Source organism: Bacillus sp. 22446, from assembly GCF_052044955.1.
Taxonomy (GTDB): domain Bacteria; phylum Bacillota; class Bacilli; order Bacillales; family Bacillaceae; genus Bacillus; species Bacillus altitudinis.
In genome coordinates this window covers 484,064-497,244 of sequence record NZ_JBQEOD010000002.1, presented here as the reverse complement: position 1 = coordinate 497,244, position 13,181 = coordinate 484,064, and the positions used below count along the sequence as shown (strand labels likewise).

Sequence of the window (13,181 nt, the reverse complement as noted above, 5' to 3'; positions counted from 1 at the left end):
TTCATTTGTAAATTAGGTGTTTCGTATCTTCCAAATATTTATTCTAGCGATCTCTCTATGAAAAAAGAAAAAACCGCCTTTTTGGCGGTTTCAACATGATCAGCTCCATACATCTTTTACATATCTGTTGTCATTGGCTAGAGATGTCAGCCATTGTTCAGCTGTTTCTTTCGCACACTGTTTCTCAGTCTGATACAGTTCAATAAGTGTTGCCTCGACATCTGGTGCCATGACCTTTCCATCCCCGCAAATATACAGGTAGGCGCCTTTGTCGAGCAATTCAATGAGCTTGGCTCCATCATTTTTAATGAAGTGCTGGACATACACTTTTTGCTCCTCGTAGCGAGAGTAAGCACGGTGGATGGTGACGACTCCTTTTTCTTGTGCAAGCTGCATTTCGTCATAATACAGATCATCTTCATGCGGGTGGCGGCAGCCAAAATAAAGATGGGCTTCACCTAACGACTTCCCTTCATTTTGCCATGCTTCCCTTGCCTGAATGAACCCTCTAAACGGGGCGATACCTGTTCCTGGTCCAATCATGATCATTGGTATTTCAGGAGAAGACGGCAATTCGAATCCTGCTTGAGCTTCATGAAGGAAGCAGGCCACTTCATCTCCTTCTTGCAGTCCGCATAAATAGTTTGATGCGACGCCTGCGTATTCACCGCGTCCGCTCCATGATTTTCCTTTCACAACAGCTACTGTGATACTAAGCCTCTTTTCATCCACCTTTGGCGAACTGGAGATCGAGTAATAACGAGGCTTCAATCCTGGTAAAAGGGCTAAAAAATGATCAAATGGCAGTTCACATGCTTCGTATTGTTCTAGTAAATCCAGCATGGTCACACGTTTCTTTAATACAGCTTCTTGATAAATGTCTCCCGCCATTTGTTCAAGTTCAATACGATGAGGTGGGCACACCGTATATTTTGCAAGTTCTCTTAGCTGAGTACGTGTCACAGGCTCTTGCAGCTCTACATGTGACGCCAGCAATTCTCCGACTTGAATTGGCTGATTTAATGGTAAATGACTTGCTTCTTTTTCCGAAGAGAGTATCATGTGCTGCTCTGGATCCAGCTTAAAACGATCGGTCACTCGCTGAACGAGTATTGCACTATTTTTTGGCACGATTCCGATATGATCTCCTTCTTTATAGTGCTTGCCTTCAGGTAATTGAAGTTCGATATGTCTTGTTTGGCGGGTACTTTTTTCAGATTGTAATTCTTGATTTTTCAATACAACAGCTGAAAAAGCACCGTATGTTTTAGCTACAGGACGTTCCACTAGCTCATTCGTATATGCAATGGATAGGTTTGGCTTTTCTTGGCGTTTCTCCTGCAAGGTTAAATTGAATTCTTTTGCAAGCTCATCGTAGACTGTCTTCTGGAATGTTTCTTTATCTTCATCCATATCACCGCCCGCATCGCCTTCACCAATATCCGTTACACGCTTCGCCCCTTTTCTTTCAAGTGCTTCATCAATCAGACGAGGAATACGCTGATACGTGCTCGCCCAATTTCGATCCCCACACCCAAAGACTGCAAATGTCACGTTTGATAGATCCTGCTCCTCATCCTGCGTCACCCAATCCACAAACTGTTTCGCATGGTCAGGCGGATGCCCGTTGTATGAAGCCGTTACAATTAAAACTGCGCCTGACTCTGGTAACTTCCGAGTATAATCATCAAGCGGTGCCGTTCTCACGTCAAACCCTTTTGCTTTTCCGTCTTCAGCAAATTCGTTTGCCATCTGCTTTGCTGTGCCCAGATTTGATCCGTACAAGACCAATAGTGGTGTTCCATGACTTGCTATTTTCACTTCAGCAGATGCCGTGCTTTTTGTTGGTTCTTCTTTCGGAGGCGCCATAAAGAATTGCTGCTTTCTTGGCCGCACTTTGATTTTAAAATCATTCGGCTTAATCGTCAGGGATTCTTTTAAATCCAGTTCATACGACGTATGGTCAATCAATTCAAGGTTGTGCAGAACCATCGCCAGAACCATCGTGGCTTCGTGAAGGGCAAATTGCATCCCAATACACGCACGCTGTCCATTTCCGAACGGTTTATAGGCATGCTGTGGAATCTTTTCAGGATGCATAAAACGTTCAGGCTTGAATTCTTCTGCATCCTCCCCCCAAACCGCTTGATCCCGATGTAATTTAGGAAGCAGCACATTGACACTTTGGTTTTTTTTGATCGGATATTTTCCTCCAATGACTGTATCCTCTTTCGCATAAAGAGAGAACGTAGGCGCCGTCGGCCAGAGGCGAAGTGCTTCATTTAAGACCATACGTGTATAACTTAGTTTTTGAACCTGCTTAAATGTCGGCAGGCCGCCTTGTAGCACGTCGTCTGCTTCATGTACGGCTTTTTTTAATTTGTCAGGATTTTTTAGTAAAAAATAAATCGCAAATGACAACAATCCGCTTGTTGTTTCATGACCCGCTATTAAGAAGGTAATGATTTGATAACGGATATTTTCATCTGACAGGCGTTCACCTGTTTCAGGATCCTTTGCATGTAGCATGAGAGAAAGTAAATCATTGCCCGTTTTATCTTGTTTTTTCCGTTCTTGAATAATGTCATCTACTAATTGCTTCATAAAATCAACATCTTGTTCAAATTCTTTTCTTCTTTTGATCATTAATTTATCTGCGACCGGCAATCTGCTTGCTTGATCCATCGCTTCATTTAAACCATTCAGCATGCTTTCAATAAATGGATGCTGATTTTCTTTATAAAAGCTGTTAAATCGAAAATCAAAACCACATAGCCCGATCGTATCTAAAGTGAGCTTTGTCATATCCTCTGCTACTTCAATTTCTTCATCACGGCCCGTTCTTTGCCATTTTTGTACAAGCTGTGTGGCAATATCGAGCATCATCTCATGATAGCCCTTCATGGCCTGCTGGCTAAACGCCGGCATCAAGATGTGATGAGCCTTTCTCCAATTCGGCTCTTCTGTCCAACTTGTGAATAACCCATCCCCTGAAAATGTTCTCACTTTATTGAGACTGGTTCCAATGAATTTATCAAAACGCCTCTCATCAAATACTTCTTTGGCAAGTTCATGGCTGGAAACAAAAATACTTGTTGCTTTTGAAAATTCAAACTGAAAGATCGGCCCTAATTCATCTGCCAGCCGCCAAAAGCTTTGAGAAAGCTCTCCTTTTTTGATATGAGGAATATTTTTTAAAGGTCCGTATGTTTTTGGTTTTGGAATGATTGATGTTTGTTGCATGTGCCCACTCCCTTTATTTCTTTATGATGCAACGCTAATGGCACGCCATAAGCATTGCTCAATATCTTCTAAAAATTCAATCGTTGGTTCAATTTCCTCTGCTAGAATCTGTTTATGAAGCTGAACGAACGCTCCAAATACAATGGATAAAATCGTTCTCCCTGAAAGATTTGGATGAATTCCATCCTTTTTGCCTTCTTCAAAAATATGAAATAGCTCATTTAATAGCTGCTGCATCTTCTCTTTACTTGTCTCATCTAAATAGTGTGAGCGTTTGTCAATTTCTAAGAAGTACAGACCACTTGGGTTCTCTTTTGTAAAGAGCACTAAGCAGTAAAAGACATGTTTGAAATAAGCCCTGATACTTGCTTTAGGGTCTGGACTGTTTGTATTCACCTTGTCGATAAATGCAGTCAGGCTTCGCTGGTATAAAATGTTCACAAGAGCCTCTTTACTATCAAAATAACGATAAATGGTTCCTGCTCCAACATTGGCTCTTTTCGAAATCATCGGCATCGTTGTACCGTCAAAACCCCGTTCAATAAATAAGTCCAGAGAAGCCTTCATAATCTGCTCCTGTTTATCAGTAGTTGCTGCGGGCATTTCATCCTCTCCTTTCGTTTTATCAGGAATGAATGTTCATTCCGCTTGATGTATATTATATTAATATTTTAAATTCTTCTATTTATACTTAAACATACTTATTTTTCTCCGTCACTACATTTTCAGAAAATAATAATAATTGAGAAATGATACCTAGATAGATGACATCCAAACGACTTATAAATATTGGCAGTTCTGTGACGCGCGGGTGTCGTCTGAACTATATGTTCATTCTTGGTCAATTGGAGAATGGATGTGATCGTCATATGTATCAATGTATAAACTGCCATTACTTGAACGAACCGCATAAACAATGTCTTTTAAAGACAGCTGCCGTTTTTGCATTTCTTCATATATCCACTGCTCCGTTAATTGGTTTTCATGAAGGTTTTTCAAAATGAGCTTTCCGTCCATAATGACTTCAATGGGCATGTAACGCTCTGCCTGCATCCACAGGTTAAGATCTTTTCGCGTGACATAATCAAATGAAGGGTATTTTTTCACTGACATATGCCCATCTGTTTCAATCATTGCAAATTCAACTTCACTAATGTCAAACACATTCTTTTCTCTGAGTTGTTGATTTAAATAATCAAGTGTATACCTCATTCCTTTCATATTCTCTTCAAGGATTTTGCCATTTTGAATCACAAGCGTTGGTTTACCGGCCATAAATCCTCTCATCTTCCGGCTTCTTAAAGCAAGCAAAGAAATCACAAAAATAATGATCACAAGAGTCACAAAAGAAATGGTTGTGTGATGAAGCGGAAGCGTAGTATTAAACGCCAGGTTCGCCGCAATTGAACCTAGACTGATCGCCGCAATGAAATCAAAAATATTCATTTGTGCAATGGTTTGCTTTCCAAGAAGACGGGCACCGCCGAATAAAATAGCAAAAGCAAATATGGTTCGAAGTATGACTTCAATATGATCTGGCATTTCAGCTTCCACCTTTCGATTTCATGAAAAAAAGCCTTTTCTCTAGAAAAGACTCTTTGTTAGACTATGCATTTATTCCGTCATTATTCAAATGGCCCGCTTCCGTTTGCTCAAATTGTGAACGCAGCTCAATGATTGAGCTGTTTCTCACGTTTACTGGATCTTGCTCGAGTAGCCATGTATAAAATCTTGCTTGCTCTGCTGTTTGCAAAGCCTGCATATATTTTTGGGTGGAGCGCTTATCTGCAACACGCTGTTTAATGGATCGCATTTGCTTCCAAAATTGATAATAAGGAAGCTTTAACTTGGTCATAAAGCCGCTATTATCCTCAATGACATAGCCTTCTTCTTTGATTGTGTCATCATGTGATACAGATTGATACCATTTATAGAAAGAGGTCCAATCATGAAACACTGCCACTTGCTGTTTGCACCGCATGCCAAGCTGTTCACTGAGCCTTTTCACTTCAGCAAATGGTTCTTTTTCATAACTCAGCTGACGTTTCACGATATCAAGTAAAATGAGTTGATCATGATCATATGTGATAATATGCGGGTCTTTCTCTGGCAATATGACTTCAAATACAAGGGATACATGGTTGTCGCGTACATATGATTTGATGTAATCGACCTGCACATCGTCAAAGGTCGCATAAAATAGCTCTTCGACCCAAGCAGCATGCTGATTTTGCTTCACATGTGACGTATACGATTTGGACGTAAACACCAGCTCATCTTTTATGTCGTTAAACCCAACCGTGCCTAAGTATCCATTTGCTTTATCATAGACCGTCACAGGAAATTGAAGATGATTAACTAAATGCTGCATTCTTGTTTCAGGACGTTCATCAATATTAAAGAACTTATTATAACTTCTAGACACAATCTGCTTTGAAGTCATATTGATAAACAACCCTCTTGCTTTGACATTTATTTCATCCCATTGTCTTTCACTAAATGCTTTTTTGGTGAAATTAAAAGATGAAATATCGTGTGGCAGCTTTAATTCCTGTACATATTCATGCTGATCTAAATGGGATAAAAAATCATCCAGCGTCACATTGGGCTGAACAAAGACCGGTTGCTTGTTTTCAGAAGCTCTGTAGACAGGATTGTCAATTTCATGTGTCTCAACCCCGCCTGCTGTAATTTTTAACACACGCAGCTGTCCGCCAAATTCAACCTGACCTTCGAGATTATAAGATCTTTCCGCCGCTTGGATAGGCAGTCTATATAAATTGCGATGACCGTGAATTTGAATGATATCTAATCCAGAAGTATTTTGCACAAATAAGTGGTCAATGTCATCTGAATATTCACCTACTCCGTGAATAAGCTGCTGCGTTGAGACATGCAGAAGCTCTTCTGGCAAATGGGCAAGCCCACCATGGGTGACAAGAAATGTCTGACCATGATACGTAAAATAGGTGAGCTGATGAAATGTTCTGACAAACTTCCTTAACTCTTTTAGGTCAAAACCTGCTTCTGCAATTTCAGGCGCAGTATGACGGTTAAACATATTGCTTCTCACTTTTTCTTCATGCGCATATTTGTAAAGATGCTGATCATGATTTCCTTCAATGACGATCACATTGCGGCATTCTCTATGTGCCAGCATCCATTCTAAAACTTCCTTGTTTTCTATTCCTCTATCAAGCAAATCACCTGCAAAGATATAAAGCTCGTTTTCTTTCAAGTCTCCTTGCAAATAAGTATTTAGAGCCGTGTAACAGCCGTGAATATCACCGAATACGTGAATGGCCTCATACTGATCAAAAGACCTGGGCTGATAAGTCATAATGGCTGGATATTCCTCAGGCGTCAAAACGGTTACCCATGAAGGCACCTTCTCTGTCTTTAACCGTTCATTCATTTGATATAACACAGATTCCTTCACTACTTTGTGAGGCTCTCGACCGCGATTTTGCAGCAGGGCTGTTTCAAGAGGCACTTGCGTAAAATCGACGACATACACTCTGTAGCGATATGAAGTAGCTAATGACTTATACTGCGAAATGGACTTACTTGTGACATGTGTTGCATCAATGACAGTAAAGTCTCCTCGTTCCATCCGGGCTGTGAGGAGTTCAAATAATAAAGACCAGACTTTATGATCATGTTTGCTTGAAATTTCCGGTTTCCCATTGACTGATAACTGCGGAGGCTGGGTTAACAGACGGATCTGATCCGCTGATAATGTATATGGTTCTAAGCCTTGTTCTTTGATCCAAGTTGATTTACCTGCACCTGGGAGACCTCGTAAAAGGACTAAAGTTCTCATAATGGTTCTCCTTTAATGAGTGATATTTTACCTATTATAGATAAATTATGGATAAATCTCAATCTTTTATTGAATATGGAAATATATAGATATAAAAAGAAGGGGTTACATATGTCTAATGAAGAGAGTGCTGCATTCAATATTGGGGATATCGTATTCTCTTCTATTCATCGCATTGATCGTGACCATCATTGTGATTGCTATTCGAATGATAAGAAGAAAACAAATGGAATTAAAGAAAGTAGAGGCTAGATGAAACAAAGTAATTGAAAAAAATCATTTAAAAGAGTAAAAATCCGGGAGTTATCCGGATTTTTGTGTTTTCATTACGATCCCTTGTCGCTGCTGCATCAAAAAGAAAAAGACACCTAAAAGGACAAGAAGACCACCGAACATTTGCAGCAGCGTGACTTTCTCTCCAAGCAGTAAAACAGCGAGTATCGTTGCCCCAACAGGTTCGCCTAGAATACTCATTGAAATAGTTGTCGCATTCACATAGGTTAACAGCCAGTTGTTAATGACATGGGACATGGTAGGGATAATGGCGAGCAGTAAGAAAATCCCCCATTCTTTACCCGAATAGCCTACAAAAGGCGTTTGCTGTATAAGGTTAAATAAAATTAAAAAAAGGCCGGCAAAACCAAATACACAAAAACTATAAATCCAATGAGATATCTTTCTCACAGCTTGTTGACCGATTAATAAATAACAAACAACAGCGATTACACTGAAAAAGGATAAAATGTCTCCTATAATGGCGTCTTGGCTATGTCCGATATCCCCCCATCCGATCATGAGCGCACCAACAATCGCCGTACACATTGTGAAAATGGCTGACTTCGTTGTTCGTTCACGAAAAATGAGAAATCCGCCTAATAATGACACCATCGGCTGAAGTGCAATGATGATTGTAGAGCTCGCCACTGTGGTGAGCTTCAATGAGCCGAACCACAAAACAAAATGGAGCCCTAAAAAGAAACCTGACATACATAAGAAAAACCAGTCTCTCCGCTTTAACGAGACAAACTCTTTTTGACGCGGCAGAATAAACGGAAGCATCAAAACCGCCGCAAATATCATTCGATACATACTTAAAATAGCAGCAGGCGCACTTGACCACTTCACAATAATGGCCGAAAACGAAATCGCAATGATTGAGATCATAAGCGGCACCGCAATCGACTTCTTTGGAGCATTTGTCTTCATTTCCATTAGCAGCTTCCTTTACATCAGCAGTAGATGAGCTTCTCATCTTGTATGACGTCATCTTACTATGACTATTCGCCTAGAGGCAAGATGAATTTTAAGAATGTTTACATAAAAAAGGCTTTCTTCACGAAAGCCTCATTCATCATCTATTAATACATAAACAGCCCGCACCGGCCCATGAACACCAACCACTAAATTCATTTCAATATCGGCAGAATTACTTGGACCTGATATAAAATGAATGGCGCCTTTCGTCTGCTCTCCTTCTTCTACTAAGCGATGAAGAGCTGAAACAGCATGAATCATCCGCGGGACAATTGTGCTTTTTTCAATACATACGATATACATCATCGGTAAAAAATGAAGTGCTCTCCCTTGACCTTGATGGGAGGAAAGAACAACCGTTCCGGATTCTGCAAGTGTGTAATCACTGAATACCACTGCATATTTCGCTTGTTCTGCCTGCCTTATATTTTCTTCTCTTGATGTATCTGCATTCCAGCTAGTGACTGAGATTCCTTCTTTCTGCAAAGCTTGAAACATAGGATGACATTCATATTGTGCAAAACGTCTATCGCTCGAAGTCATCACAGGACCTTCTCCATACTCTTTCATCAATAATCGTAACGTTGAGGGTGCTTCTTTTGGCGTTGTTTCTACCACTCTCGTATGAATTTGCTGACATTGCACCTTCAATTGCTCTATCAATTCTTCTTTCGACAGACCTTCATTTGTTTCCCAATTGACTCGATTCTTCCAAGCCGGACGCCGAATAGATGCAGGCTTGGAGGAGCTTTTGCCTAATTGTTGCTGGATATGTGCTAAAAATGGATCTCGATGAGAAATGGTTCCTTTCATTGCCGCTCCTCCTTTTGTTTCTTTTTAAACCAATCCCGAAACCTTTCTTTGCTTGGCGCTGGGAGGTCACGAATTTCTGTCCAATTCTTTAAAGGACCCGCACCTTTTGAAATCTGTCCGTTTGAAGCCATATGTTTCAAGAGCACAGGGGCTGCTTTTGTTCCAAATCGATACATTCTAGGAGTGGATGCGCCCATTCCGAACATTTTCATTGCCATCATTTCCGCTTTAGGCGCTCTCCCCTCTTTTTCAACGATGGCTTGTCGATGTTTGATTAATAATTCGTGAAGTGGAATTTTCACTGGACAAGCATCTGTACAGGCTGCGCATAAACTTGAGGCGAAAGGAAGCTCTTGGTAGTCGTCATATCCTCCAAGTAGCGGCGAAAGAACAGCGCCAATCGGACCCGGGTAAATTGATCCGTACGAATGACCGCCAACATGCCGGTAAACGGGGCACACATTAATACAGGCTGCACACCGAATACATTGCAAAACTGGCTGAAATTCCGTCCCTAATATATTTGACCGTCCGTTATCCACAATGACCAAATGAAACTCTTCTGGTCCATCGACCTCTCCTTCTCCTTTTGGTCCCACGACAGAGATATAGCTTGTTAACTTTTGACCGACTGCGCTTCTGCACAATAGACCGACAAGGACATCGAGCTCCTCCATCGTTGGTACAAGCCGCTCCATTCCCATGACTGCGATATGTGTCTTTGGAATGGACGTGACAAGATCCGCATTCCCTTCATTCGTCACAAGACAAATCGATCCTGTGTCAGCCACAGCAAAGTTACAGCCCGTCACACCAATATCTGCTTCAAGAAATTTTTCTCGTAACAAAGCTCTTACAAATTTGGTCATTTCTTCAGGAGTCTCTGACATATCATATCCAAGCTTTTCGTGAAAAACTTCCCGTATTTGTTCTTTCGTCATATGAAGGGCTGGTGCCACGATATGTGAAGGTGGTTCATGGTCATCAACTTGAAGAATATATTCTCCAAGATCGCTTTCAACTACCTCGCAGCCAATCTCTTCTAGCGCTTCATTCATTTCAATTTCTTCTGTGACCATTGATTTTGATTTCACGATTTTTTTTGCTGCTTTTTTTTGTGCTACATCTTGAATGTACGCCGATGCCTCTTCCTTTGTTTTTGCAAAAAACACATGACCTCCACGTCTACTCACGTTCTCACTTAATTGATATAAGTAGTCATCAAGATGGGCAAGTGTATGCTGCCTGATGTCCTCTCCAAGTTCACGCCACTTTTCCCAGTTTCCAAGCTCTTCACCTGCGGTCATCCGCCTTTTATACAGACGCTCCTGTGCTGAGGAAACAGCTCCTCTCATCACAGCGTCTTCTAATCCTTCGCCGATCCGCTCTTTAAAAGCCTTCTCTCCAATTTTCATACTCATGTGCCGTTCCCCCTCTTAGCTTCAGCGGCTATTCAACACTTCTGCGATATGCATCACTTTAACTGGCTTATGAAGACGATTCAGCCTTCCTCCGATATTGAGCAGACATCCACAGTCAGCACCGATGATATATTCAGCGCCTGCCTCCTCTATGCTTTGTACTTTTTCATCAACCATCTGCTCAGAAATGGGTGTCATTTTGATTGAAAAAGTTCCTCCAAATCCGCAGCAATTTTCAGCGCGAGGCAATGGTTCCATCACCAAATCTTTGACATTTGACAACAGTGTGAAAGGCGCTTCCTTAATTCTAAGCAGTCTCGTCATATGGCAGGAGGTATGATAGGTGGCTTTTCCTTTCAAACTCGCTCCTACATCTGTTACATGTAATATATCAACAATAAATTCCGTTAATTCATATGTTTTCGCAGCAAGTGCCTGAGCACGGGCGAACCACGCTCGGTCTTCTTTAAAAAGGTGCGGATATTCTAAAAACATGGCCTTACAAGAACCTGATGGTGTGACGACATATTCAGCTGATTCAAAGGCTTTCATCATATTTTTGGCCGCTTTGATTGTTTCTTTTGTATAGCCGCTGTTAAAGGCGGGCTGCCCGCAGCACACTTGTGCCTCAGGGAATTCTACTTCAACACCGAGCCGCTCTAATACCTCAACAGTCGCCTTTCCTACATGTGGCTGCATCGTGTCAATTAAACAGGTGACAAATAAACTGACTCTCATCGGCGAACTTCCTTTCTTTTGCTGCACCTTGATTTATGTCTGGTCATCTGATGACTAAATAATGGACCTTCATTTCATTTTAATCCCAAATTTCTGAAATTTCAACGAACGGATTTGTTTAAAGTTTGGATATTGTGCTTGTGAAGGTACATGAAAAAAACGCCCTTTTTACAGGGCGTTTGAGAACATTCATGTTTTTATTTCTTCATACTACCGAAGGAAGTGTCGTCTTTCACACAAACCGCCTTCACTTCATGATTTTCTTTATGTGATGAATTCGTTTTTCAAAAGAAGGATGACTTTCACGCCATTCAGATTTTCTTCCGTCATCTCCATCTTCTTCAATCAAATGACTTAATTTTATCAAAGTATTGAGATATAGAGTTTGATTCTCAAGATGGTGAACAGCAAAGCGATCCGCCTGAATCTCAAATAACCGACTCATTTTCTTTGGCAACCACTCCGTCATAAATATTATGATTAATACCCCTACTGGGAACAACAAAATATATTGCCACCAACCATTGGCAAGCATCACCTGTCTGGCATAATACATACTGATTCCCATAAGTAAAGTGACAATCACAGTGAGGTAAATGGTGAAATGCGCATGTTTTAATTTTACATGTCCCATTTCATGGAATAAGATCGCACGAATTTCCTCTGTATCAAACTTATCTAATAACCCTTCCGTCACATATAGATTGACTTTTCTTCTAAATGGAAGTTGAAATGAATATATCCATGCATTCACATCATGTTGTGAGTCTTTTTTTACCCATATTTTTACCTTTTGGTTCGTTTGATGCTCAATATCTTTGCAAATAAGTATGAATTCGTCCGTCCGTAAGACTTCATACTTATTTATCATTTTTTGAATGAATGAGTAACCCATAATAAATAAGATGACTAGGGCGAGATACCAAGCACAAAATAGAAAAAGGTGATCCATAACCTTCGCTTGAAACGCCAAAGGCATGACTAAATAAGAGCCGAAATATATCAAGGATAATGTGATAGCACCAAATAAAACGGCTTGCTCCCTAACGTTTAGAAAGAATGAATTTCCTAAAGTGTCTTCATTTTCTCCTAATACATCAGAAGAATTTTTTGTCACATACTCAAATGAATAAGCTGTCAATAAGACTGACAGGAAACTAGGCACAAGTATAGAGAGAATCATACTCAACACATAAGATCCTGTAACTGATAGCACGTATCCCATTAAAAAATAATAATTTAATCCCAAGGGAAGAAAAATGGCTAGAACAAAGGGAATGAATAATGTGAATAGGTTTTTCATCGATTCATGAAGGTTAAAAAGGAAAAATAACAAAGCGGGCAAAAGAATTCCCATTAGAGTCATGAATGTAACAAATGTGATGCTATACTTAAAGTTTGTGTTGATCTTAGTTGTTTCTGTTAGATTTGTTAGATTGTATGTAGAAAAGAAGGGATTTTGCGTTACCTGTTCCATCATGATCGTCTCATCATGGATAGGTACAAAACCTTTTCTTAGAAAAACCAATGCCTTATCATTCATTATTTTGTCTGTTTCAATCATACTGATTCCATTCGTAGATGGGATCTGTGTGAGATTTATGTTCTTTCCACTTAATTGAAGGGATGCTTCTGAAGGGCCATTGAAAGAACCGTCTTGATAGGTTAATAAAACGTCACCCTGATATAGCGAATGAGCGACGAATACTTTTGGGTTGCTTTCTTCGTTCGAATCAAGTAAAACAAATGGTGAAACAACGGCTGAACGAAAGCCGAGTTCAATCATAATGACGATGATTGTGATCATACTGGCAGTCAAATAAGAGAGGAAGGCTTTGCGTAACATGTCATCACATCCTGCTGTTTAATAGGACTAAAACAAAATGAAT

At 40.4% G+C, this 13,181-nt stretch carries 10 protein-coding genes; 1 reads left to right on the top strand and 9 read right to left on the bottom strand.

The features are described 5' to 3' along the window. Positions 1-99: 99 nt before the first annotated feature. The 4 genes from ACTJJD_RS06740 to ACTJJD_RS06725 all read right to left on the bottom strand — a co-directional run bounded on the left by ACTJJD_RS06740 (position 100) and on the right by ACTJJD_RS06725 (position 7,066). Positions 100-3,243 (bottom strand): bifunctional cytochrome P450/NADPH--P450 reductase, encoded by a 3,144-nt coding sequence (locus ACTJJD_RS06740; RefSeq protein WP_440608217.1) that lies wholly within the window; start codon positions 3,241-3,243, stop codon positions 100-102. Between the two features lie 21 nt (positions 3,244-3,264). Next, positions 3,265-3,846, bottom strand: coding sequence for a TetR/AcrR family transcriptional regulator (locus ACTJJD_RS06735; RefSeq protein ID WP_007499369.1), 582 nt, complete (start codon positions 3,844-3,846; stop codon positions 3,265-3,267). A gap of 228 nt (positions 3,847-4,074) precedes the next feature. Then, a complete protein-coding gene (locus ACTJJD_RS06730) occupies positions 4,075-4,785 on the bottom strand; it encodes a DUF421 domain-containing protein (protein WP_440608216.1) in 711 nt (236 codons plus the stop codon). 64 nt (positions 4,786-4,849) lie between these two features. Then, the gene (locus tag ACTJJD_RS06725; RefSeq protein ID WP_440608215.1) at positions 4,850-7,066 is read right to left on the bottom strand and encodes an RNA ligase; all 2,217 of its coding nucleotides are present in this window, start codon (positions 7,064-7,066) and stop codon (positions 4,850-4,852) included. Between the two features lie 111 nt (positions 7,067-7,177). On the opposite strand from ACTJJD_RS06725, the gene ACTJJD_RS06720 reads away from it, so the two are divergent. Then, a complete protein-coding gene (locus tag ACTJJD_RS06720; RefSeq protein WP_440608214.1) occupies positions 7,178-7,318 on the top strand; it encodes a hypothetical protein in 141 nt (46 codons plus the stop codon). 51 nt (positions 7,319-7,369) lie between these two features. Here the strand turns inward: ACTJJD_RS06720 and ACTJJD_RS06715 are convergent, their stop codons facing one another. The 5 genes from ACTJJD_RS06715 to ACTJJD_RS06695 all read right to left on the bottom strand — a co-directional run bounded on the left by ACTJJD_RS06715 (position 7,370) and on the right by ACTJJD_RS06695 (position 13,138). Then, positions 7,370-8,278, bottom strand: coding sequence for a DMT family transporter (locus ACTJJD_RS06715; RefSeq protein WP_440608213.1), 909 nt, complete (start codon positions 8,276-8,278; stop codon positions 7,370-7,372). 132 nt (positions 8,279-8,410) lie between these two features. Next, positions 8,411-9,133: a LutC/YkgG family protein gene (locus tag ACTJJD_RS06710; RefSeq protein ID WP_242730469.1), complete on the bottom strand. Its 723-nt coding sequence runs from the start codon at positions 9,131-9,133 to the stop codon at positions 8,411-8,413. Further along, positions 9,130-10,554: a LutB/LldF family L-lactate oxidation iron-sulfur protein gene (locus ACTJJD_RS06705; protein ID WP_440608212.1), complete on the bottom strand. Its 1,425-nt coding sequence runs from the start codon at positions 10,552-10,554 to the stop codon at positions 9,130-9,132. The genes ACTJJD_RS06710 and ACTJJD_RS06705 overlap by 4 nt, the downstream gene beginning before the upstream one ends. A gap of 21 nt (positions 10,555-10,575) precedes the next feature. After that, positions 10,576-11,292, bottom strand: a complete 717-nt coding sequence (locus ACTJJD_RS06700) for a (Fe-S)-binding protein (protein ID WP_007499377.1) — start codon at positions 11,290-11,292, stop codon at positions 10,576-10,578. 247 nt (positions 11,293-11,539) lie between these two features. Next, the gene (locus tag ACTJJD_RS06695; RefSeq protein WP_242730467.1) at positions 11,540-13,138 is read right to left on the bottom strand and encodes a M48 family metallopeptidase; all 1,599 of its coding nucleotides are present in this window, start codon (positions 13,136-13,138) and stop codon (positions 11,540-11,542) included. Between the last annotated feature and the right edge of the window lie 43 nt (positions 13,139-13,181).